Consider the following 26,674-nt stretch of genomic DNA (forward strand, 5'->3'; position numbering starts at 1 on the left):
TATTTTCCGTACGTTTGCCAGTGGATGCGCTGGAGCGTTTGGAGGCGGCTGTGACCGCGCTCGGAGCCAAGAGCCGCAACCAGATTATCCGGCGATTGATCTATCGGCTGATCGGGTATCTCGATCCGGACCCAGCCCTCGTGGATCTCTGGCAGCAGCATTTGCGCCAGGTTCAGGGGGGTTACACGAATCTCAATCAGCTCGCAAAATCGGCCAAGCGCGGCAGCGTCATCTGGACGGATGATGATCGGCGTGATGTCGAAAACCTCCATCGTGCGATCATCCAGCAGCGGCAAGATCTGAAGGCATTGATCACTGCTGCCCGCCGGAACCGAGAGCCGGAAGCCACCATTCGGCGGATCCTGCGCGAGGAAGGGGAGGGCGTCGAAACATGACAATGGCAGCCCTTGATCTCACTGCCGCTGATCTGTTCGAACTTGCCTTCCGGGAAGCTCAGAAAGGGATCGACCAATCTCGGCGGGTCGATGTTCAGCTGCAAACTGCTAAGCGCATGAAGTTCCTGATCTCACGCGCGTCGTCGATCAAAGCCCGGCTCGGGGCCGTGTTTGGCAAGCCGGAGGCGGTTGTCAAAATCGTGCGCAAGGGTGGGGTGAAAAACGCGCAGGAACTGCGTCGTCAGATCAATTACCTGACCGTCCGGGCGGAGGGTGTTCTGGACATCCGGGACAACGGCGTGACGCCACTCGATGGTGATCAGGTTGGTGATCTCATCGAGAGCTGGGCGGATGGGTTCTCGGGCAAAACCAACTACGGATATACCCGTCATATGATCGTGTCTTTCCCGGAAGGCACCTATGCGGACGCGGCTCATGAGGCGGGTCTCGAGTTTGCAGAGCGTGTTTTTGGCAGCGGCGAATTTGGCGATACCTGGGATTACCTGACGGTGTTCCACAACGACACCGAGAACCCTCATGTTCATCTGGTGGTGAATTGTCGCGGTGTGGATCATGGGCACTGGCTCAAGACCGGCATGACCAGTGAGATGAATATCGACCGGTTGCGATCAATCCAGGTCGAGGTGGCAGAGCAGTTCGGGATTGAGCTGGCCGCCACCACCCGCCTGGAACGTGGCTTGCGTCACGAAGTGGAGACCGACACCTGGAAAGTTCAAGCCGGGATGTCGATGATTGAGACCACATCTGACACCGAGATTAAGGCCCGCGAAGCGGCGGGTGATGTGATGGCGCTGTCCATCGCCCGTATGTCTGATCTCTTTGATGCGCGCGCCAACGCCGTCAAAGAAAAGATCGAAGAGTTTGCCATCCAACTCATAGAAGGAGACGCCCCTGTGGTCTCAAGACTGGAATATTTACTGAACCAGGCCAATCATTTTGACGATTATGGAGAGCCGGGAGGTCCAAGTTACGTATCCCGGCCAATCATGGATGCCTTGGAGCAGCACCAACGTTCGGGGGCCGATATAGAGATGCTAGATCCCGACCTGAAAACTCAGGTCATCGCCCATATCACCGATGTACGAAGTGATGAGCAAAGCCATCCGCATTTGTCCGCGCTCGCGGATATGGTGGGGGACAGCGATTTCCGGACATCCGATGACTACGTCTCTGCCTCCAGTCGCTATGTTCGCTACATGCAGGATCATCTGGGCAAAGATGCCTTTGTCACGTTGCAGGAGCAGACGGCAGAAATCCTCAAATCCATCGACAATATGGAAAGCCTAGCGCGGGAGGTTGAAGACCTTGGGCTGCGTGCTGCGATGGATGTTCAGATCGGCGAGCTGAAAGGGGAGGTTGCAGATCTGCGCCCCTACGATCCGGACCTGCAGGCCTTCACCATCGAGGACAGCAGATACACGACATCGCTGAGCGCGGCGGCGCTGGATGCACTGGATCCGACCGAGGCCGAGAAATGGTTGGCAGTGAGGGAGGAGATTGTCGGCTCAGCAAATCGCATTGGTCTGGATGGCAATGCGTTCCTGGCCCGGTACAACGATCATGAGACCGTGACGCTGGGCACCACGATGGCGTGGCGTGGCGCGGATATCTCAACTGCTGCGGTGCATTTTCGCGATCGAGGGGTGCCGGATAGCTATCAACGGGCTGAGACCGTTGTTGGTGAGTTGCATCAGGTTGCGTCGCGTAGGATCACTGAGGTCGTGCAGGAGATTGTTCATACGCGTGAGCAGGTGGTGCACAGCCGTGAGGATGATGGGTATGGTTTGTAGCGGCGTGGGTTTCGCGATGGTTTGGGACCGAGAGCGGCCTTTTAAGCGCAGCACGTGTTAAGTCAGCAAAGCGGGACTCTACCGACATTGCCGCTTCCAGTGTATGCTGACGCGGCATTTGCTCGCGAGCGCAGTAGGTTTATCGCTACGATGCAGCCCACGTCGCCAGAGCGGTCGTTGACGATCGCAGAGCAGTGCCGAGCGGAACTGTTGTTTGCAGCGGAAAAGCTCCTGTTACTTTGGGTCGGTCAAGAACTCCAAAAATCTTTTGGCGTTGTGGGGCAATGTCGTGCCCTTCTGGTAGCATAGGTGATACGACTTCTTGGTTTTCAAACTCATGGTGCCGACTCGTGCCAATGCACCCTCGTCAAGTTCCTGTTGCATCATTGGCAGATGCAGGAGTGCCACGCCTTGCCCTTTCCGCGCCATGGCGACAGACTCGATATAACTGTCGCATTGAAGGACCGGCCAGTTTTTGATCTCGGAGTTCCAGAGATGCTTCAAACAAAGCTGCCAGTTTATCCAGTCGGGGTTCATATTCACGTATTCAAGCAGTGGTGGTCCGTCCGACCGCGGCTCGCCACCCGAAAACATGCCTCCATGATCAGCCATTTCAGCGATTGCTGGATTGGCAGCCGCGATCAATTCGCAGTCGAAGATCTTCACGCATTCCAGATCGGGTACGTCACCATCGCAGAACAGGACAACCAGATCGTGTGAGCCCGATGTGAGTTCGGTGGTGCTGTCTGTGGTCGTCACGCAGACGTTGCACGCACTTTCGCTGCGAGAAAATGCCTTAAGGCGGTCGTAGAGCCAATACATGGATATTGTTGTGCTGGACGCTATGCGGACCGCCGGTTCCTCCGGGGCCTTGATCTTGCGCACCGCATGATCAAGGAAGTCGAGCGCAACCTCGACGTCCGACGCAAATTCCTTACCAGCACTGCTGATCTTCAGATTTCGTCCGTCTCTGGAGAAGAGCTTGACGCCGAGCCAATTCTCGAGCCGGTGGATGCGCTTGCTGATTGCGGCTTGGGACACAAACATCTCTTCGGCGGCAACGGTGAGGCTCTTGTTGCGCGCAGCGGCCAGGAAAAAGACAAGGTTGTCGAGTGGCGGCAGTGATTTTCGGTAGTTTTTCATTCCCATTGGTTATGGGTATTGTGGACAAATTTCAACGTTCTCCGTCTTGGACACTCGGAATACGCTTAGCCAACAGATGTCAGCGCACGGCATGCATGGGGAAAGAGACGTGACCGAAAATCACGCAATATTCTCAAAAGTAATATAATAGTTTGGCCGCCAAGGGAGGAGAACATGGCAATGACGAAAGGAAAGGGAAAGCACCCAGTACTGCAGCAAGCAATTCAGGATATCCAGGCTGACAAGATCGACCGCCGGGAGTTCCTGGCGATAGCAAGTACCTTTGGCGCGAGTGCAGCGTTCGCATACGGTGTGCTTGGGCAGCCGCTGCCGGCAATGGCGCAAGAGACACCCAAGCAGGGCGGTGTTCTCAAGATTGGGATGCTGATCTTTGATCTGAAGGATCCGCGAACATTCGACCAGGCGGAAATGGGCAACGTCGCTCGCCAGTTCCTTGAACCCCTTGTGCGTTGGGACATGGATTTCACCTTCAAACCGATGCTGCTGGAGAGCTGGGATGTCTCTGAAGATGCCAAGACCTACACGCTGAACGTTCGCAAGGGCGTGAAATGGAACAATGGCGATGATTTCACCGCAGATGACGTGGTATTCAATATCACCCGTTGGTGTGACGGGAATGCCGAAGGCAACTCTATGGCCGGACGCATGGCGGCATTGATCGATCCGGACACAAAGCAGGCAAGCGCGGGTGCCATTGAGAAAATCGATGCGCACACCGTCAGGCTGAACCTGAACCGCCCGGACATCACCATCATTCCCGGCATGTCGGACTACCCGGCCCTGATCGTTCATCGAGACTATGATCCAGCAATTGGCCTGAAGAATGCGCCGGTCGGAACCGGCCCGTTCGAGCTTGTGAGCCATGAGGTCAGCGGATCCGCTGTGGTCAAACGCCGAGAGAATGGTCGTTGGTGGGGCGGCGACATCTATCTGGATGGGGTTGAATTCCTCGACTTCGGCACCGATCCGGCGGCGACAGTGGCCGCCTTCGAAGCAGAGGAAATACATGTCAACGACTGGACAAACGCCGAGTTTGTCGAGGTCATGGATGGGTTGGGCCTTGTTCGGAAAGACAAGGCAACTGCCAACACGATCGTGGCGCGCATGCGTCCGGAGAACGCGCCCTATGACGACCAGAGGGTCCGCAATGCCGTTCAACTCGCGGTGGACAATGCTGTGATCCTCGAACTGGGATATGCGGGACACGGAGCAGTTGGCGAAAACCATCATGTCGGCCCCATGCATCCGGAATACGCAGAACTACCCAAACTCGCGCAGGATGTGGAAAAGGCGAGGTCTCTGCTGGAGGAAGCAGGGCACAGCGGGACGGAATTCGAACTGATTTCCGTAAGTGGCGACTGGCGCTCGACCACATCCGACGCAATTGCGGCACAGATGCGCGATGCCGGGTTCCAGGTCAAGCGTACGGTCCTGCCTAGCGAGTCGTTCTGGAACAACTGGACGGGGTATGACTTCTCAACAACAAATTGGGGCGCGCGGCCACTTGGTGTGCAAGTTCTTGGCCTGGCATACCGCTCGGGCGAGGCGTGGAATGAATCCGGGCATGCCAATCCTGAGTTCGATGCCAAACTGGACGAAGCCGTCGGAACTTTCGATGCCGACAAGCGGCGGGGAATGATGTCGGAATTGCAAGCCATGTTGCAATCCAGCGGTGCGATAGTTCAACCATTCTGGATGAACGAGTTCCTGCACCACGTTCCTGCCGTCAAGAATTATGAACGGCACCAGTTCCGCGAAATCCATCTTGAGAAAGTCTGGATCGACGCGTGAGCGTGTTTCGAGCGGCTGACTGCTTGAGACCATAAGCAACAGAGACTGGCAGGTCCTGGAGCGGCAGGCTCGAGAAGAACTGCTCTGGCCTGCCGGTTTGCGCAAAATCGATCAATGCCCGGCGCTGCCTCAAGACACCGGCACGCATTTCTATTGGAGTTTCAGTTGGCACAAAATGTCGTCCTCACGTCTGACGAAGCTCGTGATCTTATCCGGAACGCGCTGATCGGTAGTGGCACCTCACCCGAGAATGCAGCTTACTTCACCGAAGCAATACTGGATACGGAACTTTCCGGCCTCGAAGGGCACGGGTTCTACTGGCTGCAATACTATTGTGCCCATCTGCGCAGCGGGAAGGTGGATGGCAAGGCTGTCCCGCAGGTCGAGAAGCTATCCGGCACAAGTTTTCGTGCGAACGCGCGGCATGGTTTTGCCCATCCGGCGATTGAGGCCGGTTTCAAGCATCTGATCCCGGCGGCTAAGGCGCATGGGGTTGCGGCGATGGGTGTCTACAATTCCTACAACGCCGCCACGCTGGGTTTTCACACAGGCTACCTGGCGCGCGCCGGTCTTCTGGCGATTGGCGCGACAAATGCCGTCCCCAATCTGGCTCCGGTGGGTGGTCAGACGCCGATCATCGGGACAAACCCGATCTCATATGCCGTTCCGGCACCGGGCGGCGAAATCGCCTTTTTGGTCGACCAATCCGCTACGCAGGTGGCCTGGACGGCCGTGAAACGTGCCGCCGAAGCCGGTGAGTCGATCCCGCTTGGCTGGGCGCTTGATGCCGATGGCAACCCAACGACAGATGCAGAGGCCGGGTTGGCCGGGTCGATGGCGCCTGCGGGAGGCGTCAAAGGGTTCAGCATCGGGCTTCTGGTCGAGGTTCTGTGCGCCGCCCTTGCAGGGGGCAAGCTGGGACCGGATCAGGGGTCTTTCACTGACGATGACGGCAAACCAATCGACAACGGGCAGTTCTTTATCGCCCTTGATCCGCAGAAGTTCTCCGGCGGGACGTTCGATCAAACGATCACCACGCTGGTGGCATCAATTACCGAACAGGACGGTGCACGGCTGCCCAATGCACGGCGTGAGGCAAACAAACTGCGCTTGGCCGAAGAAGGCTTGAAGCTGGAACACAATCTTTACAAGAAATTGGAGGCTTTCACATGAGCGTCACCATCACAGACGTCAAGGTTACCCCATTGGCGTTTCCTTTGAAGCAACCCTACATCTGGTCACAATCGATGCTGGAGCATTTCATGGTGAACCTGATCGAGGTCACAGCCTCGGACGGGACAACCGGCTACGGCGAGTGCGCGGTTGGGCCCGACCAAATCGGAACCATGCACATCCTCAACCGGCTAAAACAGGGTTTTATCGACGAGAACCCTTACGATTGGGTTGCCCTCAAAGACCGAATCTTTGCCGATGCCTATATCGGCCAGGCAATCTGGACCATGCGCGCCTATAACCAGATGATGACCGGGTTTGATTTTGCGATTCTTGACCTGATCGGCAAGCTCGACAAACGCCCTGTCCATCAGGTGTTGGGCGGTGCCCACCGTGAAAAAGTAGGATATTTCTTCTTTCTGCAAGGAAGCACCGCAGAAGCAATGGCACGCCATGCCGCTGAGGGTGTCGAGGCAGGCGAGCGTATCTTCTACATGAAGGTCGGACGCGGAGAAGCTTTGGATATCGACATGGTGCGCGCCGTCCGGGCCGAAATCGGCGATGCGCGCCTGCGCCTTGATGCGAATGAAGCCTGGGATCCTCAGGAAGCCATCCGAATGTGCCGGAAGCTGGAACCTTTCGACATCGACTTCATCGAACAACCGACCCCTTGCTGGTCGATTGATGCACTTGCGCATGTACGAAACTCCGTCGGCATCCCGATTGTTGCGGATCAGGCCGCCTTCACGATCTATGACGTGTACGAGATTTGTCAGAAGCGCGCGGCTGATATGATTTGTATCGGCCCCGTCGAAACCGGTGGGATTCAGCCGATGCTGAAAGCGGCGGCGATTGCCGAGGCGGCAGGACTTAAAATCTGCATTCACAGTTCCTTTTCCACGGGCATCACCACAAGCGCCGAGTATCAGATCGGTAAATTGGTCCCCAATCTGGACGACGGAAACCAGATCATGTGCCAGCTTCTGAAACAAGACATAGTGGCGTCTCCAGCATTCGCACCAAAACAAGGCTGGATGCATCTGCCTGCCTCTCCGGGTTTAGGCATCACGCTGGATGAAGGCGCGCTGCAAACTGCGCGAGACACATTCCTCGATATCGCGTCGTCTTGAAGCCTTTGTTCAGCCGAGCCTGGGAAACAAACCGATATGACTGAAGCACCTGCAAGATCCAAACGTCGCTCTTCAAATAAGCGTGGCAAGATCATTCCACAGTTGCCCTGGGGGCAGCCAAGATATCACTTCCCGCTTGTGGAACCGCTGATGCATGAAGACGTGCTGAAAACGCATGACAATGCGTTGCGAGTCCTGGAAGAGATCGGCATCCGGTTCCAGGCAGAGGACGCAGTAGCCATCTTCGCCAACGCCGGGTGCCTCATTGGCGACGACGGAATGACTGTCCGTATTGGTCGTGACGTCGTTGAACAGGCCCTGAAGACCGTAAAATCAGAAGTTGTCCTGACGCCCAGAAACCGGGAACGCGCTGTTACCATCGGTGGAAATCACGTGGCCTTCGCTTCGGTTCTCGGCCCCCCCTACTGCTCGGATATCGAGAAAGGGCGGCGCCAAGGAACATTGGAGGATTATTCTAACTTTGTGCGGTTGGGGCAGTATTTCAACGTCATCCACATGATTTCGGGTGCGCCGGTCGAAGCCATGGACATCCCCCTAGAGACGCGGCACCTGTATGGCACACTCAAGACTCTCGAGCTTTCGGATAAAGTTCCTTTTGTGTTTTGCCAGGGCCGTCAGCGGATTCATGACGCCTTGGACATGATTGCAATGGCCAAGGGCATGGATCGGAACGGCTTGATGGACGAGTCATCGACATTCACGATCATCAACTCCAATTCGCCTCTTCAATACGACAAACCGATGGCGGGCGGCCTGATCGAAATGGCGAAGCATAACCAGTTGTCGATGATCACCCCGTTTTCGCTCGCCGGTGCCTCCCATCCGATCTCTCTGGGCGCTGCGAATTCACTCGCCGTGGCCGAGATGCTGGCGGCTCTTACGTTGACACAGCTGGTCAGGCCGGGCGCGCCTGTGGCGTCTGCGGCCTATACGATGAATGTGAACATGCAGACCGGCTCGCCGGGGTTTGGGTCGCCGGAGACAAACAAATCCCTACAGATTGGTTCACAGATGGCCCGGTTTTACGGCCTTCCCATAAGGTCATCGACATTCACTTCGTCACCTGCCCCCGATGCACAGGCGATCTATGAATCCATGGGGATGCTGTGGGCTTCCATAACGTCCGGAAGCAATCTCATAATGCACGCTGCCGGCTGGCTCGAAGGCGGGCTTCGGTCATCGTTTGAAAAGTTCGTACTGGACGTCGAAATGCTTCAGATGATGGTCAAGTATCTGGAGCCCGTTGCCGTGAACGATACGACGCTGGCATTCGAGGAGATCAAAGCGGTCGGTCACGGCGGCCACTTCTTCGACACAGAGACCACGATAGAGAATTACAGTACCGCGTTTTATGAGCCCATCGTCGCCACCGCCAAGAATTTTGGCCAGTGGGAAGAAGATGGCAGCCTCGACGCGACACAACGCGCCCATCTCGTATACAAGAAAGCCCTGGACGCCTATGTGCAACCTCAACTGGATCCTTCGACCAGTGAAGCACTTCAGGCCTTCGTCAAAATGCGAGAGGAACAGGGCGGCGCTCCAATAGATCTATAGTTCAGAGACCGGGCAGTGCTTCACGTCTGCGCTAAAGCAATGATCCCATGCGTTTTTGTGGATCGCACTTACTTTTCCCGAGGCGTACAATTTGTATTAGATCACACCGCGCGTTGGCTAACCTCTAGCCGGTCGGTCGCACTTGGATCTTTCGCCCATAAAGAATTGCATCGCTTTCGATGAACGGCGGCTTGTCCCGCCGGGCTGCAGCGACGTCCTTCGAGCCGTCGCAGCAATGATATCTCTGCGAGCGCAAGCAACGCGAAAATCGAATTCACGGGTTGGGCTCATCGGTTTGCTTCGCCGCGCGGGACACGAACGACTGCTTGTTGAAACAGCTTGGGCGTTGCGCGCGCACTCGCAATAAGATTGTATGCTCGATTGTTCGAGATTCCGGGACTTTGCAATACAGCACCCCCGTCAAGCGGAGGCGCTACTTTCAGGCCGTTTGGTTCTCATTTTCTCCATCGCAATGTCTTTCGCTGACCGGCTTTTCCGCTTTGCGACCGTGCGCTGTGCATCAAACGCCGCCTGAAGTTCCAGATCTTTTTCCGAAACCTCTTTCACCGGGGCAGGGGCCGGTTTCGCTTCAGCCAATGCCTTTGCTGTGTCCCTGGCTTGCTCTGCAGCAAGATCGAGGTGTGTGCCTTTGATCTTCGGACTATCGCCGCCCAAAAACTGCATGAAATAAGGATCTTCGAAGTAACGGATCTTGTTTGCAATTACCGGCATCTTGCCTTCGCGGATCAGCACAACCTCATTTTCCGGCAATCGGCCAACGTGTTCCGGCCGGAGCAGGCGAATGCCTTCCTCGCGTTCCGATATGCTGCCCATTTCCATTTTGCCGAGCGCCCGAGACTTCGATTTGCTCATTACTGTTTTGTCACCGATGGACCTAGACACGTGTTCGCGTACCTCTGAATCCTCAGAGGCCGCGAACATCTGCGTCCCGGCGTTTGCCAGCATCGCCCGCACACCTTCATGCCCATAGATGTCCTGCAGGCGCGACAGCGTTTGCGAAATCACGATGATCCGACCCCCGAACGATCGCATAGTGTCATACGCTTCAACGACGCGCTCAAGGTGGCCGAGACGCTGAAACTCATCGAGCAGCATCAAAACCTTGAACGGCTCATCTGGGCCCGGTTCGTGGGTTTCGATTGTGTTCACCAGATCGAGGAAGAACAGGCGAATGAGTGTCCGGAACTCTTTGACCTTTTTCCCTGGCACAGAAAAGTAGATCGAGGTGGGGCGCCGACGCAGATCCTCAAAGTTGATGTCATTGCCCTGCGTGGCTCTTGCCACAGATGGGTTGCGCCAGAGCTGAAGGCCCGAGTTCAGCATAACCGAAATCGTTGACCGCAAGATTTTGGATTCTTCGGCTGCAAGATTCAGGAACTCATCTGCTGCACGCGCATATCCAACTTCTTCAGCCATTTTCTCATAGTCCTTTTGCTTGGTCGTTTTGACCAGGCGCAGGACTTCGGAAATGTATGGCCGCTTTCTTTTGATCGCCAACATCGCCATTGCGCAGAACATGCCTTCGACACCACCCATAAAGCCCTGTGCGGACGAGCTGGGCGTGTCGAACATCTGGGTTGCAACCTGGATCACTTCTTCCCATCGCCGGTCCAGATTGTTGGCGCGTGCGGCACGGCGCAGTGGGTTGTAGCTGTGGCTTTTGTCCGGGTTTTCCGGGTCGAACACAAAAACCTCGTCGCCCATGGCCGCGCGCCGTGCGCCGGTTGTCTGGAAGATTTCCCCCTTGATGTCCAGAACGACGCAAGACCCATTGAAACGCAGAACATTTGGGATCACAAAACCGCTGGTTTTACCCGAACCAGACGGGGCAATGAACATCGCGTGTGGCTTTTGAACGCCGGGACCGGGCTTATAGTAGATTGCGTTTTTGTCCTTTGGCTCACCAAATTTGGCAAACACGATTTCACTATCCAATTGGTCTTTGAGCTTCAGCACCGAAGCATAGCCCTCCTGGACGAGCTGAGGGGCCTTTGCAAAACTCGCATCACCGTATTTCGTTGAGGGACCACGCAGCGCAGCCGCCACGAATGCAAAGGTCAAAACACCCACCGCGACCACCGCCACCAGACCCATGATCTGCTGCGTTTCTGCGGGCTGTGCCATGAACTTCTCTGGGATCGCCCAGATGTCCAGCCCGCGAAAGCCCCTAGTATTGATGTATTCGAGAGCCAGACCGACCACCAACACCGCGCAAGCCGAAGTGGCGGTAAAGCCCATTGTACCGGCTATCGCTACCTTCTTGCTTTTTGGTAGATCCTGAAACTCAGCCATCGGTCAGCTCGCGTTTGAAGAAGCACACGATGCCAAACTCGGCACGTGCGACACCAACCATTTCCCAACCTTCTTTGCCCAGTTTTGCGAATTTCTCGCTGGCGTCGTCGCGTTCCGAAAAAGGCCCGCCTCGATACTCAAATTTTTTCATTCTATTTCTCCTTCAGATAAGTTGATCAGCGGTCATCAGGGGTGGGAAGATCACTCCGTTGACCTTCCGTTCGTCACCGATTTTCTTCATGTGAACGATCATGTGAATGGTGGCCCGGATGTCATCGACCACCTCTGACTTTTGAACGGTCGGAGATCCGCGACGCACCATCTTGCTCATACGTCCAATGGCATCAACGGGCGAGTTGGCGTGCATGGTACAGACAGATCCATCGTGGCCGGTGTTCACCAATTCCAAAAACATATTCGCGTCGTTGCCCCGAATTTCACCGCATACGAGCCTGTCGGGCCGCAAACGCAGCGCCGATTCAAGCAGCTTTGTTGGTGATCGAGGGCCATCTTTTTCGGAACGGTCGGCAAGCAGATCGACAGAATTAGGTTGCTCGATGTCCAACTCGGCCACTTCTTCAATCGTCACGATCCGTTCGCCCGGATCGACGCGCTTCAGCATGGCATTGAGAACGGTGGTTTTGCCAGACGACGTGCCCCCCGCAATGATCACGTTCCATTTGCTAAGCATCGCAAGATCGGCCAGCTCGTCAAAGCTCATCGTGCCTGCTGCAAGGGCAGCGCGGGCAGTTTCGAGCGCACTGTGATCGTTGCTTTCCGCCAATGCGGCCTCTTTGCTGGCGAAGCTGAACGCGCCAAGATCGACGGTTTTCACGCGGAGCAGGCGGATCGCCACGGACCCGACGCCGGTTGTTGCTGGCGGAATAACGACCTGCACCCGCGCTTTGCCCTGATGTGTCGGCACGTTGGCCGTCGCAATGGGTTTCTTTTCTCCGAATGTCACGTCGCTGAAACCGGCCACGCAGCGCCCGATGTTTTCTACATCGTCTCTGTTCAGAGTGATGTCTGTCCTGGTCATGTGGGTTGTGCCCATTTCTTCGACCCAGACCGATCCGTCAGGATTCACAGAAATTTCGCTCAGGCTTTCATCGTGCAGCAGATGCTCGATCTTGCCTGTATAGTATTCCAGAAGGCTATTACCGTTCCGCCCGCTCATGTTCTTTTCCTTGGTAGAGCACTTTTTGGAACAGTGTAGGCTGCCTTCGCTGTCTCCCGGCTTCGCCTCGAACGCGATCGCACCCACATATGATTCACTGATTCCCAAAAAGTGCTGAATTGGCGTTAAAAAAGGCCGCTACCGCACTCGATCATGCTGGCAACGGCCGGAAAGACCGCTGAGGCGGTCGGCTCATTGGCTCGCTCTCAGAAGCTATCGAACACAACGTCACGCTGCAGGATCGCGTTGATGCGACTGCCCTGATCGACAAAGATTGTCGGAGTAATGCGCAGGTATTCATCAAGTGCCGCCGCCGTGGCGTTCTGCAGGTTGGACCCAACTTGGGTTGCAAGATCCGTGCGAACCGAGTTGTTGCTATCGTTGTCAGACACCAGCGCCACAGGCGCAATGCCGATGATGGACAACAATGCAGCAGTGCCGAAGCGTTTGCCAAAATGCGTGTTGACCCTGCCGGTCGCACCGGTGCGGCCTTGTCCGTCCGTGCCCGCCGATCCGATCTGAGCAGACAGGCCATCAGGCGTAATGACACGGCTCCAAACAATCATGATGCGCGTTTGCGCCAACGTCGTATCCGCTCGATACTCGCCATAAAGCTTCGATCCTCGCGGCAGGAGCAAACGAGTGCCGTCCATCGCGTAGACGCCACGTGTAATCGTCGCCACCACACTACCGGGCAATTCCGAGCTGACAGCGCCACCGAACACCGCCGACAAAACCGTGCCTTGCGTCAAGGTGCGCGACGGATCGTCAATGATCGAGGCCCCGACGATGGGAGGATATTCTTCGACCAAATTATTTTGCCACGTCGTATTCGGGTTTTCCTGATAGCCGCGCTGTTCTTCAGGTAAGCGGGTGTCGTCTGGCTGGACTTGAACCGGCTGCGGCGCAGCAGGGAAGGGTTGGAAAATGACCGGCTGCGATCCACCATTGATCGGCTGGTAGTTTTGACCGGGTGCTTCCTGTGCCATCGCGCTTGACGCCAAAGCGACCAGGGCGAGGGTGAGTGCTGTTCTGTTCATCGTCAGCTCCATTAGTTTCTGCCGTATGGGTTTTCATCGAACACGATGCCGTCTGACTGGTTCTGGCGCTCGCGCATCCGCTTGAGTTCTTCAAGCCTGCGCCGCTCGTCATCGGTCAGACCTTGCGCCTGAAGGTGGCTTACGCTGGCAAGCGCCCGAGCCTCAGCATCTGCGATGGCCTGGGCAAGTTCCGTCTGGAACTTCTTCTCTCGCTCATCATATCTGACCTGAAGGCGTTCATTGGTCAGGTTCAGCGTTGCGATTTCACCGTCTTTTTCTGACAGCGAAACTTTCGCATCCGTCAGCTCGTCTTGCAGATCGGAAATCCGGCCATTCTGTTGCTCGATTGTTTTCAGGGCTTGTTTCAGCCCTTCGGAATCGACCTGCGGCACTGATGCCGGTGTTGCTACCGCTATTGTCTCAGGCAAGGCTTCGGGTTCCGGTTCATCGACCTCTGGCCCTCGTGCCGTCAAAAGCCCATAACGCTCACCACCACTCTGTTGCAGAGCGTCAACGCGAACGCCTGTGTTTGAGCCTTTGTTTTCATCGCCCAATACGAACCAAGCGAAACCCACGAAAAACGCCCCACCTACGGCAACGACAAAGAGCTTCTTAGGGTCGAACTTCTTCCGGACACGTTGCGACGGCTGTTCAGCCGCCGCCCGTGCCGCAATTGTCTGATCGCGGTTCATTATTTGCTGCCCCCCGGTTTAACTGTCTGTGAAGTGACGGGCCGACCGCTCACGCTTGCCTGCTGAAACGCGTCGCCATCGTTGCGCACACAGATCGAAGTGTCCTCGATGCGCAGTGTCCAAAGATCTGAAAGGCCCTGCACCTGGATAATGCCGCGCCTTTTGACTGTGGTGTTCACCATCAGCTCACGTCCATCAGGCAGGACACGGAAGATGCCCGGCAGCTCTGCATCCTGTGGGATCTGCATATAGGTGTGTACGCCATCATCCCAAACGGCGGTGGGCGCGAAGTCCGCTTTGCCCGACCGCGAGTAGTTTTGGTTCACAAACCGGCCAGTTGGTTTCGGCTCGCTGCGTGCCACCGTGCCACGGCGCGTTGTGGTCCCGCCGCTGTTGTTCTTGTTATAGAACGTGACCCGAAACGGTACTCGTTTACGTTCGGTGGCGCTCTCGGCCGGAACCAGATAGAAGTTGTATGTCCCGCGATTGGTCAGCACGGTCAGGTTTGAATCCGAGTTCAGGATTTCCGGCTTGAACGCAATAACGCGACCTTCCTGCAGGCGAGTGATCTGAAAACTTTCAGTGTCGCCCGCACCAATGCTGCGGACGGTTTCGCCCTGCGGAAAGTGAACATAGGTAATCAGGCGTTCACCCACAGGGATGCGGTAAACTTGGTTCTCGACGTAATGGAAATGCGTGATGCGGTGATCTGCGTTCTTCCCGTCTGGCGTCGGTGTGATTTCAGCGAGCAGAGGCGCAGAGAATGCCAAAACTGCTGCTGCGGCGGCGGTGAGTGTTTTGAAAGAACGCTGCATCAGATGTCTCCCATTGCGTCTACGCGGTAGTTGGTGACGACGAAGCCGAATGGGTTTTCCAGAAGCTCATCCATCGACGTCACGATTTTCTCCTCAAACCCGTAGGTCACTGTGACTACGTAGCGAGCTGAGGCTATTGCCTGGTTTGGCACGATCAGGGACTTGCGGATCTCGACCTGCACCGTCTCATCGTTGACGGGCGACACACCCAGAATTTCGGTCTGCACCTTTGTCTTGGGCGTATAGATTTCGTCCGGATGGTTGTCGTTCGACCCATCCCACAGTTCGCGGTAGGACGTTTCGGCCAGCTCATCAGAACGACGCAGCACCGATTTCAGGCGCTCGTTGTTGTCCTGGACATCATAGGTTTCCCGGTCGCGCACATAATTGGCGACTTCACGGAAGGCCATCGCCTCAGATGGCTCCAGTTCTTCGACTTTCTCTGTCAGCAGGACCGGCAGTTTCGTGTCCGGATCAATGGAGAAGGGCACCGCGCGAATTTCCTTCAGCGGAAGGAGCAACGCCCATCCGATCATGGAAGCCGTGCCGATAGCCATGCCGGCCATACCGAAAACCTGCCATTTGAACGCATCGCGCCGGGCGCCCAGAAAGAGTTCTTTTTCGTGATCTGTCACGTGCGACATTTGCTCTGTTCCTCGGATTAAGATGATTTTTGTTGCGGTTTTTCGCGGACAGCTCGAATGCTCTGCCGGTAACGGTCAGCGGCGTAGCTCTGGCGAGATGCCCCATCCTGGTTTCGGGCTCTGTGTGCAATGTCCCGACGCGCTTGCATCGCGCGCGAGGCGCTGTCTCGAACCCCTGTCCCGTCTCGGGCTGCGGAGGCCATGGCGGCGGCAGTTTTTCCACCGGCCACTGCGCCACGCCCGCCATCAACTGCCGTGCCCAGTGCGCTTCTGGCTGCTGCTGCAGCACCGGTCGCAACCGCTAGGCCCGATGATGCGGATACAATTGCACCTGACATCCCCCCAGCGAGGGAAGGAATCTGCGTAAGCATTACAATTGAGATAATGCACACGGCTAGAAAACGGCCACTCGCCGTCATGTTGTTCACATCTTCAACGGTGTCCAGCTCAGCGGCAAACAGTGTTTGAATGAGCGAAACGATCCCTGTCAGCACGACGATGACCATGACGAGGCCCACAGTCGTTTTTGCCCAAGCCGCGAAGATATTGGCCGTTGCTGAGCTGAGCAGTGTGGCAATGAATACCGGCGCTAAGCCGAGTAGCACCGCCACTCCGCCTTTGGCGATCAACGCGATCCCTGTCCCGAATGCGACAATAATTGCTCCGACCACCCAGAGAACAGCCCCGGTGATGCTTAGGCCCCATGTGGCGTTCTCAATGGCGGTTTGCCCCATAGTAAAGCACTGGTCCGCAATATCATCGAGCGCCTGCCATACGTTTGTTGTGCCGGTAAGAGCCCCGGCAATGCTGTCTGGTAGTGTTTGGATGCCTTGATAGATCGGCTGAAAAAAGCTCCAGCTTGAGGCCATGCCGATGATGATCGTCGCCCGAATGATCCAGCCGACATAACCACCGAACCCAATCTCTCGAATCTGCAAAACACCGTTGATCAACATTGCCACGAAGATCAGAGCGGCGATGGCCCAGAGACCAGCTGCGAGATCCGCAGCCAGGCTATTGAAGGCGTTCTGTGAGAAGTTGTTGATTGCTGTTTCAATCGAGCTGACAAAATCTTGAATCACGGCCCACATGCCTCCGCTAACACTGGGCCAAGATTATTCAGCCGAGCTTTTTGCTCTTTCTTGAGTTCAGCATGTTGCGATGAAGGTTGGTTCCAAAATTCAGGTTTGTCCGCACCAACAGCTTTCACCGCAGCACTACGGCTCATGTTTCCGAGTGGACAATCCGTATCGAACTCTTCACCGGCCTTTCGCAATTCGCACTGTTTTGCTGTATACTCATGAGCAGAAATGATCTGTTCATTAAGGATTACGACTGACCAATTGTTCACCAGGTATTGCTTGTCCACTGGTTGACCAGCATCGGCCATACGCGCCTGATCTTCTTCAACAAACTGTTTGGCGACGTTGTTGACGCCCGTATTTCCAAAACACACCCGATACTCGCCAAAAGGCCATTCGACATTTGGAGTTGGTCGCAGCTTCACCTGTGCCGATGCAGCCCCCGCGAAAACGGCGGCGCCTGCAATGGTCAGGATGAGAGTTGAGCGCAGTTTCATTGTGAGGTTCCTCGTACATAGTTGCTGAGTGTCGAAAGATCGGCAGCGGTTGCAGCCAGATCCGTGCCCGACGCCAGAGCATTAGCTGAAGTTGTTCGCAAGATTTCAATTTCAACTTGAAGGAGTTTCAGGAGAACCGCTGTGTTATAGTCGATTGCATCCTTCAGATCTTCTTGCTGACCGATTTCACCGCGCAGCTTTTCGGCGTCTTCGGAGAGTTTGCCCGCCATGTCATAGCCCTGTTCGCCCAGAGCGGACGCCATCAAGCCAGCGCCACCTCGCTCAGAGAGAATGCGCCGGGCTGGCACGTCTGACGTACTGAACTCCTTCAGGATGCCATTATTCAGACCCAAACTGATTGATCGGCGTTCCATCGCGAGCCCGGCCACACCTGGAAGATCGCCGATCGTGTCTTCGGTCGCGTCCAGAGCGTATCCAAGCGTGTCAGCTGCTGTCGCCAGTTTCAGGAAGCTGCGGCTGTTGAACTCGTCCAAATCTGTTAGACCAGAAATGGCCTTGAAGGAGTTCTCCAGCATCGCGCGCTGCTGCTCGAGCTTCTCATATTGTTGTATCAGCTGTTCGTATTGGCGGACCATTTCTGCGACTTCGCGGGCCGAATTGGCGGCGTCCTGTGCAATGGCTGTGGCGTCGACGGTCGGAACACCTTGGGCCGACGCCATAGAGGGCTGGGCGGCGAGAACCGAAACGGCAATCGTTGTCCGCAAACTCTTTGAAATATTCATCAGACTAGCTCCAAGTTCTCTGGAGAGCTCATGCGCTCAAAGTCGCAGGCGCATTTGCTGCGATAGCCCGAATAGGTGCTGGTGCAGGCCGAGACGGCGGCCAGAACAACAAGGGCGATTACAAGGCGAGTTTTCATGTGATTTCCTTCCAGAAGTTGGGGTTTTGTCGCCAATCAGGATCAGGGAACGATTTTCCGTCTGATCCGCTCAGAACACGGAGAAGCGGGCCGAGAGCGCCGACATCGACATCGAGCCAAACACTCTCGTCACCTTTCTTCATGAGCATTACGCGGTCGCCAAAGTGTGCCCTCAGCGCGCCCAGCTCTGAATCGTTCAAGCCGATTGCCCGGTAGTCTGCTTCATTGCCGGATCGAGAGGGGAACAAGAGTTGCGTGCTGGTGTTTTCCAGGATCGACTTACTTGCCGCCGACGACAGGAGGTGATCGGGGATCTGCGTCATCATCATCATCATGACGTTCAGCTTCCGATACGTGGTGTAGGCATTTATGAGAATGCCAGCGCCATAAGGGTTGCCAGCAATTACCCATGCTTCATCAATCACAAAGACAGTGGGTATCTTGGTGGCGCAGCGGCGTTCGATCTGGCGCATGACGTAGCTGATCCAGGCAAGCCGCACCAATTCGTCATCCAGAACCTCGGAAATGTCGAAAACAAGATGACGGTCGCCAGCAGCAAACGGATCTGAGCCACCCTCGCCAAACATCCAGGACAAGCGGCCTTCGCCCGCCCATTCACTTGCACGCTTAAAGAGGTCTTTGCCATCATCAAAGGCTCTGAACCGCTCGACCAGTGAATCGAAGTTCTGCAGTTGTGGCGGCAACGTCGCGTTTGCCTGACACGCCTGTTTAATCTCGTCTTTCTGTTCGGCTGCCAGTTTATCGTCGTAACTCATCAGAGCTGTGGCCCAATTCGCCAACCAGCTTTGACCGGCCTCATCCGTTTCCGTTTGAAACGGGTTCATGCCAGTGGGTTCGCCCACCCGGACGCGGGTGTACCGCGCACCGAGCGCCCGCATTGGAGCCTCCATTGCCCGGTCTTTGTCAAAAGCGATGATCCGCGCGCCCTGTGCAACCGCCATTGTTGCCAGCAGCATCGCGATCACAGTTTTACCCGAGCCGTTCGGTCCAAGAACGATCGTATGCCCGGAGGGCAGGTTTTCAGGGTCGTTACTGGTCTTGGGAAGGTGCAGCGAAACATCGTAGCTGTCCCCGTGCGTTGTCGGGAACGTCGCCAATGGCCCCGGCCAGGGTAGCTTTTCCGCATCCAACCCTTTGGGGCGCATGTGGAACGCAACCATATCCGCAAAGTTCTGGTCCGTGATCAGTTCTTCACGGGCGCGGAACGCGAAATTGCCGGGATGCTGCGCGAAGTACACCGCACGGGCCGACATCGCTTCGCGCTTCACTGTGCCGCCTGAAATCTGGATTTCACCGATGATGTGTTTTTCGGCGGTTTTCAGATCTTCCTCTGTCCCGAACACGCAGATCGACAGATGGTGCTTGCCGAGTGACATGGTGCCGGAGGCAATGCCGTCCGCCAGAATAGACAAATCCTCTTCGAGAGACTTTGCCTTGTCGCCTGCCGAGCGCATTTGTCCCGACTTGCGGCGTTCCATTTCCTGCGCCTGGGCGCGGCTGATCGGCAGGAAGGATTGCGAAATGACGACATCAACCGGCAGGTCCAGCCCGTCGAAAATGCCGGGGAACGACGCCATCGGGTAATTCTTCAGGGAATAGACCCGTATGGAGCGTTCCTGATCGTCGCCCGTAACCAGTTTGCCAGTCTTGCCCTGAAACAGCACATCCTCTTGCGGCATATTGAAGGCGATGGGTTCTGCAATGTTCGTGTGAATGATCGGCTGATACCGACCGTTCAACAGCATTCCATAATAGCCGAGCCAACGCCCCTCGCTGAGCTTCAGCCGGCGCACCCGGCTTTCGCCCAGCGTGCCCGCCAGTGTTGTGAAAACACCGTCGAGCTGTTCGATCATTTCGCGGCGTTCCTCGTCTATGGTTCCAGACGACATGCCGAACATCTGTATTGCCCGCTCATCCTGCCGCTTTTGCAGAATGGCGCTGATGATGATCTTGCGTTCTTTCAGCTCTGCATCGACGGACGCTGAGCGCATGGCCTGCGCCACTGCACCGGCAAAGCCGGTTGGATCTGTGATGACATGACCAGTCTCAGCCGGGACGGTCAGTCGATGGATATAAAAAGCCACCTCATTAGGTGTTGTGCGCAACACACGCTCAAACCGTTCGGCCAGGAACTCGAACTCGTTTTCGTCTAGCGTGTTTGCGTTGATTCCGGTGATTTCTGCAGCGGCGATGAGGCCACCGTTGCGTGTGGAAATGACCTCATCGTCCACGACATAGCCATACGGCAACATCTGAAAGAGGCTCATTTCATCCTTGCGCCAGCTCGGCTCGATCAACGAGCGGGCAAGGGTCCACAAATCCTGTGCAGCAGGCTTAGGCACTATAGTAATCTCCCCCATGATGCTGGCGGTTTTTGGTGCGCGGAGTTTTGGAAAGGGTTACGGAAAGGACGCGGAAGAAAGCCGGTTCCCATTCGTAAAAAAGGCGAAGCCCGGTGTAGAAAACAAAACCCGCAATGATTGCTGGCGCTATCCCGAACATGAAGAACGAAAGCATGGTCATCCCGAGGATCACCAGCAGATAGATCGCGGGTAAGCCGCCCCATTCTGCGGGGCGGCTCAGGCCGCGAAAGACCGTATTGCGGCGCGGCATCAATCAGCCTCCGATGAATGTATCAGCGAGGCCGATAACAGCGCCGACGACGATAGCGATTACCGGGCCTTTCAGCGAACCCCAGCCGAACACATAGGCGAGACAGCCCCAGATGAAGCCGACAGCGGCAAGGCTGACGCCAACAACCTTCGAGTCGGCCAGCGTTTCGTTGATGAAATCGCCAATGGCATCTTGCAGCCAGCCAGCGGAGGCGGGCGCTGCTGTGATGATGAACGCAGTGATCGCGAAAAACGCCATCTGCTGGTAGAAGTGGGTTCTTTTCATAGGTCTTTACTCACTTTGCTTAGGATGATCCGCACGTAGTTGCGGGTTTCGGTGAAGGGGGGGACGCCGCCATATTCGACGACGCGGTGAGGCCCGGCGTTGTAGGCGGCAAGCGCCAGCTTCCAGGTTCCGAACTCGCGGTACTGCGCCGCCAAATAGCGGGCACCACCGTCGAGATTTTCTGCAGGGTTCTTTGGGTTCACGCCCAGGTTTTTCGCCGTTCCCGGCATGAGCTGTGCAAAGCCATAGGCACCTTTGGGTGACAGGGCGTCAGCCCGATACCGGCTTTCCTGCCAGACCAGCGCCATGAACAACTCGGCCGGAATGTCATGGCGTTCCGCCGCTGCGTGGATTTCTTTGACGATCCGATCCTGCGACCAGCCGCCCGAGGATCTGCGAGGCCGCGGTGCCTTGCCCGCAATCTCGATCTTTTCCTGTGGCTTGGCCTTCGGCGCTTCCGGTTTTTCGTCAAGCGTGTACTCACGCATCCGGATTGGCCGAACGACGCCATTGACGATTTCTGCCCGCGCACCGTTCAGAAACACGCTGCCATCCGGCTCGTATTCGATGACCTGGGCGCTTGCGCCGGTCGCCACAAATGCCGTGGAGACGAGCAGAAGGGGCCGCATTGCTGCGATCATTCGGATTTCTCCTTTGCTTGTGTTGGCGAGGAATTGGAGGGGTTCTGATCGTCGCCGGTCGCGGCCACGTACTCATCAGTCCAGGACGGCGGAATGCTGACAGCATCCACCAACCAGCCTGCGAGACTTGCGTATTCTTCGCCACCCAGGGCCGAAGTCTTGCGAGCGATAGAACGCGACAGAAACGAAGCCGCTACGCCGTGCTGCAGCAACAGCGAAATCAGAACGCACAGGTCATGCAGATGATATTCGAGGTCACTTCCAGACCGAAAACCACCGCTGTAGAAATCTTCACGGGGTTTGATTGGCGACGCCGGATCATACCCGATGGTGACAAAGGCAGTGTGTCCTTGCGGGGTTTCTACGCGGCGTGTTTCAGCCAGCCGACGATCAGGAAGAACTTTGCGCGTGGGCCTGTTCATGACAAAACCCCTTGCGCATCAAGTTCCGCCTGTCGGATCTGGGTTGCGAAATCGACGTCAAGCCGCAGCTCATCGACCACCTCAAGCGGCATAACGATGTCCAGCCAGATACCTTCGCGGATCAGGTGAACGTGATAGGTGGCATTTGGGTAAACGAACCAAAGGGCTTCATGCCGGTTCAGAACGTCGCGTGCGGTGTCCGTGTCGATTTTGCCTGACAGGTCGCAACCGAATTTCAGGGTCGCGTAGGTGCTGGCATAATCTTCTCGGCTGCTGCTTTGAATTAGTGCAGCGGCTTTTTCAGGTGAAGCAAAGCGGAACAGTTCTTTCGGACTCAGAGCCTTGTTGACGTCAGCGTGCAACTTCAAGGCTTTAAAGAGCCGATTTGCACGGTCATGCCCAAGGTCATCGAGTACGTGGAACACTTCGAGCGCGATCCCGAACGCAGTAGCGCGGGCATCGCTTTCCAGCCAGTATTCGCGCATCGCACGTTTGATGTTTGGCCGCTCTCCGGCTAGGTGACGGATAACGGTGAGAATGTCCTTGCGGGCTTGCTCGAAGCTCTGGGCGGCAGGCACCCAGCGCCGATCAATCTTGCTTTCGATAGTGTCGAACGCCACTGTGATCACCTTTCCGCCTTTCAAAAAATAGGTCAGTAGTTTTTACATAATTACTATTATGAGGTTGAGGTTCCGATCATCTGAGCAGCAGGAAATTGGATGCCGGGACACAGCACTGAGCCCTTCGCGGGCTTCGTAGAAAGCCAGCATTCAGCTTGGATCAATCAGCCGGAAGGTCTGACCAAAGTGTCGGGGATGTCCTGTTCGGCGCTGTCGCTGGTCAGTGCTGCGCCGTCGCAAGCGCAGACACGTTGTTCAGGGTCGCACCCATTGACTCTGGCGCGGTGCTGTCCGATCTAAGATCGGCATCTAGGGTTACTGTTTTTACCATAGTACAGTTCTCTCTTGATGTTTGAGGAATGCCCGGATGGATTTGGGGCGTTTCTTGTCCTGTCGGTTGTTGGCGCAATCGACAGGACCGCTCACTGCTCGGTGGTTTTGTTCTGTTGTCACTAAATCGTTGTTTGATCCTTTCCTTCAGCCGCACCAGGACCGGCGTTTGCCGCCATAGTATGGGCGCGCGAGACCCTCGGAAATCAGAATGGCCCCGACCTCCTGCCCAGCGACACGCCCAACCGCTAGGAAGCGGTCATGCACGTCCAGATCTGGTTGGATGACCAGCTCTATCTGGTCCGCCGACTGGATGAGCTCTGTCAGCCTTGCTTTCGCTTTCAATCCCAGAGTTTTTTCCGCACGGCATTGCGGCCGATAGGTCTCCGGCGCATCAAACCCAACAAGCCGATATCGGTGTTCGCCATGATCGAGCGTATCGCCGTCAACGGCAGTCACTTCGGACGCGCTAAGGGTCTTTGTTTGTTTTGATGGTTCAATCCAGACCGCAACAAAGAACAAAGACGCGAGTGTAGCGCTGAGAAACAAGAGCCGTTTCATGTGCCCTGCCCCAGTAATTTGATGAGCCAGGTTCTCGAACGTGCCAGATCAGGTTTTGGATTTCGCGTCCAGAGCCTGCGCCGCTTCCAGACCCTCTGGAGTGATCGACTCGATTGTGTAGTCCGATTTGACGCAAAGAATGCGCCCGTCGCCAAATTCCTGGTGATGCTTAAAAAGCCCCGGCCAAAGATCGAACTCTCTGGGCTCAGCGCCCGCGCGAGAGATCTTCGACTTGCACAAGGCCCCGACATAGTTCGGAGAGCTATAAATGCAGTGGTACTTTGGTCGTCCAAGGGAAGCGAGTCCGATAAATTCGTAGCGGCATGTAAAGGGAACCTGATCTTCTTTCAGGCCCCGGACCATCTCGATGGTTACCACAGTGTATTGTCTCTTGTTGTCCGCCATGACGACCCCCTATGGGCCGTCTTCTACATCCAAAAGTTGTGGACTAAAACACAATCTACGTCAATATAAGAAAGTCAGCCGATTTACGATATTGGATTGTCAGAAATATATTGGCCGGATATTGCTTAAGCGATTCGCAAGCAGGAGAGACCATCTTGAAACACTCAAAATCCAGGAATAGAACTCGCGCGAAGGTCCTTGCAGTTGCACTCGCTGCACTGCCAGCCACGCAGGCCAGTGCCTATCCAATTGACTGTGCCATATTCCTTTGCCTCGCCGGAGGTTGGCCAAGTTCGGCTGATTGCGTCGCAGCCAAGGCGGAGTTCATTCGGCGCATCACGCCCTACCCGGTCGAACCTCCGCTTCAACTCTGGCGCTGTCCGATGAATACGTCACACAGCCCCTCGGACTTGGGTCCTATGGAACGGTTGGAAGCCATCAAGCGCACCAGTGCTAGCCCAGTTCCAGAACTTCCATCGGATGACACCGCTAAGCCATTACTGGTAGACGCATCGATCTCGATAGAAGAGATCCAGTCACATCACGGCCAATACGGTGACGGTTTCCAAGCCACCCCGATCAGCGTCGATCTTTCCTCTTCCGATTTCGACGTTGTGAGGTCCATCAGGGTTTGGGATGTGCGCCACTACAGCTATCGCCGTCGGTCGCGAGAGGACGACTGCGAGCGTTCGCTTGATCTGGTCGTTGGCAGCTATGACGACAACGTAAGCTTTCAATGGTCCGATCACGCCCCCGCGCCAATCCCAGCCTGGCTGCCCCTTGGCAATCGTTGTGAACCTCCCAGCTTCTTCCGCGGCGTTGGTGTTGAGTGGACCGACATTTTCGGGTTCAGCGATTACGAGCTCATCCGATACTGACATTGTTTGTCTAGTGGGTGAATGCGTTGCCCCTGCTGATGCCAATAAGCTTGCCAGCCGGATTGGCACCGAGGTCGTCTGGGCCAGAGGAACACCCTAGTCCCAAAAACAAAAAACCCCCGCAAGGCGGGGCCTCAGCGGGGATCTTCCTAAGTCACGTTTGATCACCTGATTTATAGGAAACTCCCAATTTACTGACAAGGATAAACGCATCTGTGCGAACGGTTTTTCTGTGTCTTTTCGCTGAGGTTCAACCCGCTTTGCTTCCCCGATGAGAAGTAGAACATGAGACCGTTGAACCATTCCGAATTCCATGCCCCGCAAAGACGCGATGCCAATACTGACCTTTTCCAAGGGAAGCCAAAACAATGAGCTTTCGGCAGATCGCATCCACACATCACCACGAAAACATACCTTTTCACAACGGCCTTCCCGAGGGTTGGAACCGAGACAGGTTTCGACAGCTCTGTGTGTGCTATGCGCAAATCAGGGGCGCTTCGGCCCAGTGTATTCGCACCTTTGAGATCATCATCGACATGATCTCGCCATGCGTGTTTCGAGACCCGTCTCAGGAACCCTTTTGCTACGCGCGCCAGGAAACACTGATTGCCGGGCGTGGCGTGACAGATCGGACAATCCACAATCACGAACGAGAACTGGAATTGATTGGCCTGCTCCAACGCAGGCTTGGTGCAAATGGGGCGCGCTGTAAGCGCAAGGGGCTCGGCCTCTTTCTGACCCCTGCTCTGAACCTCATTTCAGAGATGCGCGACGCAGACGAGCAAAGCAAAGCCGAGAAGAAAGAACATGACGAGCTGCGCGGGGATCGATCACGGCTGTATCGATATGTGAAACACAGCCTGGCCGTGCTTGCCTCACTCCCCTGCCCTCCTGAAGGTTTCGACGCGAAGATGGACGCGTTTCGGTCCTGGCCGCGCGCAGACAAGCTGAAATACATGTCGCTGGAGGCGCTCAAGCTACACGTTCAAGCGGCTCATGACCTTTGGAAATGGATCGAAGATCATGTCGCAAAACCCGGTGAAATTTCGGGTGAACCCGAAGCCCGTTTCGGGTCCCATATACAAGACCAAATTGAAGAAACAATTCTGTCCTGTAACGCCGATGGCGAGAGTTCAATGTCCTCGGCAAAAGCCTCGGAACCAGATTGTTCCGGCTTCGGGCCTGACGGCCCTCCGAATTGCTTAGAAAGCAATCATCCGACAGATACGGCATCACGCAAGGCCCAAAAACTACCGCGGGTGAACAATCGCATCCTTTATGAACTGGCCTCACCCGAGTTGCGCATGCATATCGATATCGCCGGTGGTGGAGATCAGAATTCCAAGCCAAGCCTCTTTGCGATTGAGACCGGTGTTTGGTCCCGACTTTCGGAGATTGGCACCAATGTCTCCGCCTGGCACGCGGCGATTGATCGGTTGACCATCATGGGAGCGATCCTGGCTGGAGTAATCACGGATGCGAGGCTGAGTGATCCGCGGTTGCCGCCCGTGGTTAATTCGGGTGGATACCTTCGCGGCATGGTGCAAGCTGAAGAACGGGGTAAATTGAACCTGATTTCCAGTTTCATGGGGCTTTTGGCGCGTAGAGCCCGAGAGGAGGAAGACGGGCTTCCGCAAGACCACTAGAGCGGGTTTTAGCTGTGTCGGATTATGCCCGCCAGCTGCTCAAATTGACGTGTCTCATCGGCAGGATATCGCT

28 protein-coding genes are annotated in these 26,674 nt (G+C 55.8%); 8 read left to right on the plus strand and 20 right to left on the minus strand.

The genetic code is table 11. From position 1 onward, the window contains the following. Positions 1-395, plus strand: a 395-nt coding sequence (locus ACR0D9_RS18185; RefSeq protein WP_480539730.1) for a ribbon-helix-helix protein, CopG family, incomplete at its 5' end; no start/stop codon positions are given. Next, positions 392-2,206, plus strand: a complete 1,815-nt coding sequence (locus ACR0D9_RS18190) for a relaxase/mobilization nuclease domain-containing protein (protein WP_480539732.1) — start codon at positions 392-394, stop codon at positions 2,204-2,206. The genes ACR0D9_RS18185 and ACR0D9_RS18190, both read left to right, overlap by 4 nt. Positions 2,207-2,440: 234 nt before the next feature. On the opposite strand, the gene ACR0D9_RS18195 is transcribed toward ACR0D9_RS18190, so the two are convergent. Next, positions 2,441-3,349: a LysR family transcriptional regulator gene (locus ACR0D9_RS18195; protein WP_480539734.1), complete on the minus strand. Its 909-nt coding sequence runs from the start codon at positions 3,347-3,349 to the stop codon at positions 2,441-2,443. 180 nt (positions 3,350-3,529) lie between these two features. On the opposite strand from ACR0D9_RS18195, the gene ACR0D9_RS18200 reads away from it, so the two are divergent. The 4 genes from ACR0D9_RS18200 to ACR0D9_RS18215 all read left to right on the plus strand — a co-directional run bounded on the left by ACR0D9_RS18200 (position 3,530) and on the right by ACR0D9_RS18215 (position 9,039). Next, the gene (locus ACR0D9_RS18200; RefSeq protein WP_480539736.1) at positions 3,530-5,161 is read left to right on the plus strand and encodes an ABC transporter substrate-binding protein; all 1,632 of its coding nucleotides are present in this window, start codon (positions 3,530-3,532) and stop codon (positions 5,159-5,161) included. Between the two features lie 165 nt (positions 5,162-5,326). Continuing rightward, positions 5,327-6,334, plus strand: coding sequence for an Ldh family oxidoreductase (locus tag ACR0D9_RS18205; RefSeq protein WP_480539738.1), 1,008 nt, complete (start codon positions 5,327-5,329; stop codon positions 6,332-6,334). Beyond that, positions 6,331-7,464, plus strand: a complete 1,134-nt coding sequence (locus ACR0D9_RS18210; RefSeq protein ID WP_480539739.1) for a mandelate racemase/muconate lactonizing enzyme family protein — start codon at positions 6,331-6,333, stop codon at positions 7,462-7,464. Before ACR0D9_RS18205 ends, ACR0D9_RS18210 begins: the two co-directional genes overlap by 4 nt. 36 nt (positions 7,465-7,500) lie before the next feature. After that, on the plus strand, positions 7,501-9,039 hold the full coding sequence (locus tag ACR0D9_RS18215) for a trimethylamine methyltransferase family protein (RefSeq protein ID WP_480539741.1): 1,539 nt from the start codon (positions 7,501-7,503) through the stop codon (positions 9,037-9,039). Between the two features lie 420 nt (positions 9,040-9,459). Here the strand turns inward: ACR0D9_RS18215 and ACR0D9_RS18220 are convergent, their stop codons facing one another. From ACR0D9_RS18220 to ACR0D9_RS18310, 19 genes are all read right to left on the minus strand, one after another. Continuing rightward, complete coding sequence (locus ACR0D9_RS18220; RefSeq protein WP_480539743.1) at positions 9,460-11,352, minus strand: type IV secretory system conjugative DNA transfer family protein; 1,893 nt, start codon at positions 11,350-11,352, stop codon at positions 9,460-9,462. Continuing rightward, on the minus strand, positions 11,345-11,503 hold the full coding sequence (locus ACR0D9_RS18225) for a hypothetical protein (protein WP_480539745.1): 159 nt from the start codon (positions 11,501-11,503) through the stop codon (positions 11,345-11,347). The genes ACR0D9_RS18220 and ACR0D9_RS18225 overlap by 8 nt, the downstream gene beginning before the upstream one ends. A 12-nt stretch (positions 11,504-11,515) precedes the next feature. After that, complete coding sequence (locus tag ACR0D9_RS18230) at positions 11,516-12,529, minus strand: ATPase, T2SS/T4P/T4SS family (RefSeq protein WP_480539747.1); 1,014 nt, start codon at positions 12,527-12,529, stop codon at positions 11,516-11,518. 206 nt (positions 12,530-12,735) lie between these two features. Next, entirely contained in the window at positions 12,736-13,569 is an 834-nt protein-coding gene (locus ACR0D9_RS18235; protein WP_480539749.1) for a TraB/TrbI/VirB10 family type IV secretion system protein, read from the minus strand. 11 nt (positions 13,570-13,580) lie between these two features. Continuing rightward, the gene (locus ACR0D9_RS18240) at positions 13,581-14,261 is read right to left on the minus strand and encodes a hypothetical protein (protein WP_480539751.1); all 681 of its coding nucleotides are present in this window, start codon (positions 14,259-14,261) and stop codon (positions 13,581-13,583) included. After that, positions 14,261-15,076 carry a TrbG/VirB9 family P-type conjugative transfer protein gene (locus tag ACR0D9_RS18245; RefSeq protein ID WP_480539753.1) on the minus strand — a complete coding sequence of 272 codons (816 nt, stop codon included), beginning with the start codon at positions 15,074-15,076 and terminating at the stop codon, positions 14,261-14,263. Before ACR0D9_RS18245 ends, ACR0D9_RS18240 begins: the two co-directional genes overlap by 1 nt. Continuing rightward, entirely contained in the window at positions 15,076-15,720 is a 645-nt protein-coding gene (locus ACR0D9_RS18250; protein WP_480539755.1) for a VirB8 family type IV secretion system protein, read from the minus strand. Before ACR0D9_RS18250 ends, ACR0D9_RS18245 begins: the two co-directional genes overlap by 1 nt. A gap of 17 nt (positions 15,721-15,737) precedes the next feature. After that, complete coding sequence (locus ACR0D9_RS18255; RefSeq protein WP_480539757.1) at positions 15,738-16,802, minus strand: TrbL/VirB6 family protein; 1,065 nt, start codon at positions 16,800-16,802, stop codon at positions 15,738-15,740. Next, the gene (locus tag ACR0D9_RS18260; RefSeq protein ID WP_480539759.1) at positions 16,799-17,299 is read right to left on the minus strand and encodes a hypothetical protein; all 501 of its coding nucleotides are present in this window, start codon (positions 17,297-17,299) and stop codon (positions 16,799-16,801) included. Before ACR0D9_RS18260 ends, ACR0D9_RS18255 begins: the two co-directional genes overlap by 4 nt. Next, complete coding sequence (locus ACR0D9_RS18265) at positions 17,296-18,042, minus strand: type IV secretion system protein (RefSeq protein WP_480539761.1); 747 nt, start codon at positions 18,040-18,042, stop codon at positions 17,296-17,298. The genes ACR0D9_RS18260 and ACR0D9_RS18265 overlap by 4 nt, the downstream gene beginning before the upstream one ends. Then, positions 18,042-18,179, minus strand: coding sequence for a hypothetical protein (locus ACR0D9_RS18270; protein ID WP_480539763.1), 138 nt, complete (start codon positions 18,177-18,179; stop codon positions 18,042-18,044). The genes ACR0D9_RS18265 and ACR0D9_RS18270 overlap by 1 nt, the downstream gene beginning before the upstream one ends. Next, the gene (locus ACR0D9_RS18275; protein WP_480539765.1) at positions 18,176-20,542 is read right to left on the minus strand and encodes a VirB4 family type IV secretion/conjugal transfer ATPase; all 2,367 of its coding nucleotides are present in this window, start codon (positions 20,540-20,542) and stop codon (positions 18,176-18,178) included. Before ACR0D9_RS18275 ends, ACR0D9_RS18270 begins: the two co-directional genes overlap by 4 nt. Then, a complete protein-coding gene (locus ACR0D9_RS18280; RefSeq protein WP_480539767.1) occupies positions 20,535-20,813 on the minus strand; it encodes a VirB3 family type IV secretion system protein in 279 nt (92 codons plus the stop codon). The genes ACR0D9_RS18275 and ACR0D9_RS18280 overlap by 8 nt, the downstream gene beginning before the upstream one ends. A gap of 3 nt (positions 20,814-20,816) precedes the next feature. Next, on the minus strand, positions 20,817-21,098 hold the full coding sequence (locus ACR0D9_RS18285; protein ID WP_152460685.1) for an HAD family hydrolase: 282 nt from the start codon (positions 21,096-21,098) through the stop codon (positions 20,817-20,819). Continuing rightward, entirely contained in the window at positions 21,095-21,739 is a 645-nt protein-coding gene (locus ACR0D9_RS18290; protein WP_480539769.1) for a lytic transglycosylase domain-containing protein, read from the minus strand. The genes ACR0D9_RS18285 and ACR0D9_RS18290 overlap by 4 nt, the downstream gene beginning before the upstream one ends. Continuing rightward, on the minus strand, positions 21,736-22,161 hold the full coding sequence (locus tag ACR0D9_RS18295; protein WP_480539771.1) for a hypothetical protein: 426 nt from the start codon (positions 22,159-22,161) through the stop codon (positions 21,736-21,738). Before ACR0D9_RS18295 ends, ACR0D9_RS18290 begins: the two co-directional genes overlap by 4 nt. After that, positions 22,158-22,781 carry a hypothetical protein gene (locus ACR0D9_RS18300; RefSeq protein WP_480539773.1) on the minus strand — a complete coding sequence of 208 codons (624 nt, stop codon included), beginning with the start codon at positions 22,779-22,781 and terminating at the stop codon, positions 22,158-22,160. The genes ACR0D9_RS18295 and ACR0D9_RS18300 overlap by 4 nt, the downstream gene beginning before the upstream one ends. A 477-nt stretch (positions 22,782-23,258) precedes the next feature. After that, positions 23,259-23,672: a thermonuclease family protein gene (locus ACR0D9_RS18305; RefSeq protein WP_170634636.1), complete on the minus strand. Its 414-nt coding sequence runs from the start codon at positions 23,670-23,672 to the stop codon at positions 23,259-23,261. 48 nt (positions 23,673-23,720) lie between these two features. After that, the gene (locus ACR0D9_RS18310; protein ID WP_142638830.1) at positions 23,721-24,077 is read right to left on the minus strand and encodes a hypothetical protein; all 357 of its coding nucleotides are present in this window, start codon (positions 24,075-24,077) and stop codon (positions 23,721-23,723) included. 383 nt (positions 24,078-24,460) lie between these two features. On the opposite strand from ACR0D9_RS18310, the gene ACR0D9_RS18315 reads away from it, so the two are divergent. Both ACR0D9_RS18315 and ACR0D9_RS18320 read left to right on the plus strand, forming a co-directional pair. Continuing rightward, a complete protein-coding gene (locus tag ACR0D9_RS18315; protein ID WP_209251506.1) occupies positions 24,461-24,955 on the plus strand; it encodes a hypothetical protein in 495 nt (164 codons plus the stop codon). Between the two features lie 368 nt (positions 24,956-25,323). Beyond that, a complete protein-coding gene (locus ACR0D9_RS18320; RefSeq protein WP_170634640.1) occupies positions 25,324-26,601 on the plus strand; it encodes a helix-turn-helix domain-containing protein in 1,278 nt (425 codons plus the stop codon). The last annotated feature ends 73 nt before the right edge of the window (positions 26,602-26,674 follow it).

The sequence above is a fragment of the Ruegeria sp. AK11 genome (assembly GCF_056541095.1).

Bases quoted from the DNA above. Each gene is read 5' to 3' on its own strand.
- ACR0D9_RS18190 (WP_480539732.1), top strand. From the start codon at position 392: ATGACAATGGCAGCCCTTGATCTCACTGCCGCTGATCTGTTCGAACTT.
- ACR0D9_RS18195 (WP_480539734.1), bottom strand. From the start codon at position 3,349: ATGAAAAACTACCGAAAATCACTGCCGCCACTCGACAACCTTGTCTTT.
- ACR0D9_RS18200 (WP_480539736.1), top strand. From the start codon at position 3,530: ATGACGAAAGGAAAGGGAAAGCACCCAGTACTGCAGCAAGCAATTCAG.
- ACR0D9_RS18210 (WP_480539739.1), top strand. From the start codon at position 6,331: ATGAGCGTCACCATCACAGACGTCAAGGTTACCCCATTGGCGTTTCCT.
- ACR0D9_RS18215 (WP_480539741.1), top strand. From the start codon at position 7,501: ATGACTGAAGCACCTGCAAGATCCAAACGTCGCTCTTCAAATAAGCGT.
- ACR0D9_RS18220 (WP_480539743.1), bottom strand. From the start codon at position 11,352: ATGGCTGAGTTTCAGGATCTACCAAAAAGCAAGAAGGTAGCGATAGCC.
- ACR0D9_RS18225 (WP_480539745.1), bottom strand. From the start codon at position 11,503: ATGAAAAAATTTGAGTATCGAGGCGGGCCTTTTTCGGAACGCGACGAC.
- ACR0D9_RS18230 (WP_480539747.1), bottom strand. From the start codon at position 12,529: ATGAGCGGGCGGAACGGTAATAGCCTTCTGGAATACTATACAGGCAAG.
- ACR0D9_RS18235 (WP_480539749.1), bottom strand. From the start codon at position 13,569: ATGAACAGAACAGCACTCACCCTCGCCCTGGTCGCTTTGGCGTCAAGC.
- ACR0D9_RS18240 (WP_480539751.1), bottom strand. From the start codon at position 14,261: ATGAACCGCGATCAGACAATTGCGGCACGGGCGGCGGCTGAACAGCCG.
- ACR0D9_RS18245 (WP_480539753.1), bottom strand. From the start codon at position 15,076: ATGCAGCGTTCTTTCAAAACACTCACCGCCGCCGCAGCAGCAGTTTTG.
- ACR0D9_RS18250 (WP_480539755.1), bottom strand. From the start codon at position 15,720: ATGTCGCACGTGACAGATCACGAAAAAGAACTCTTTCTGGGCGCCCGG.
- ACR0D9_RS18260 (WP_480539759.1), bottom strand. From the start codon at position 17,299: ATGAAACTGCGCTCAACTCTCATCCTGACCATTGCAGGCGCCGCCGTT.
- ACR0D9_RS18265 (WP_480539761.1), bottom strand. From the start codon at position 18,042: ATGAATATTTCAAAGAGTTTGCGGACAACGATTGCCGTTTCGGTTCTC.
- ACR0D9_RS18270 (WP_480539763.1), bottom strand. From the start codon at position 18,179: ATGAAAACTCGCCTTGTAATCGCCCTTGTTGTTCTGGCCGCCGTCTCG.
- ACR0D9_RS18280 (WP_480539767.1), bottom strand. From the start codon at position 20,813: ATGCCGCGCCGCAATACGGTCTTTCGCGGCCTGAGCCGCCCCGCAGAA.
- ACR0D9_RS18285 (WP_152460685.1), bottom strand. From the start codon at position 21,098: ATGAAAAGAACCCACTTCTACCAGCAGATGGCGTTTTTCGCGATCACT.
- ACR0D9_RS18290 (WP_480539769.1), bottom strand. From the start codon at position 21,739: ATGATCGCAGCAATGCGGCCCCTTCTGCTCGTCTCCACGGCATTTGTG.
- ACR0D9_RS18295 (WP_480539771.1), bottom strand. From the start codon at position 22,161: ATGAACAGGCCCACGCGCAAAGTTCTTCCTGATCGTCGGCTGGCTGAA.
- ACR0D9_RS18305 (WP_170634636.1), bottom strand. From the start codon at position 23,672: ATGAAACGGCTCTTGTTTCTCAGCGCTACACTCGCGTCTTTGTTCTTT.
- ACR0D9_RS18310 (WP_142638830.1), bottom strand. From the start codon at position 24,077: ATGGCGGACAACAAGAGACAATACACTGTGGTAACCATCGAGATGGTC.
- ACR0D9_RS18315 (WP_209251506.1), top strand. From the start codon at position 24,461: ATGAATACGTCACACAGCCCCTCGGACTTGGGTCCTATGGAACGGTTG.
- ACR0D9_RS18320 (WP_170634640.1), top strand. From the start codon at position 25,324: ATGAGCTTTCGGCAGATCGCATCCACACATCACCACGAAAACATACCT.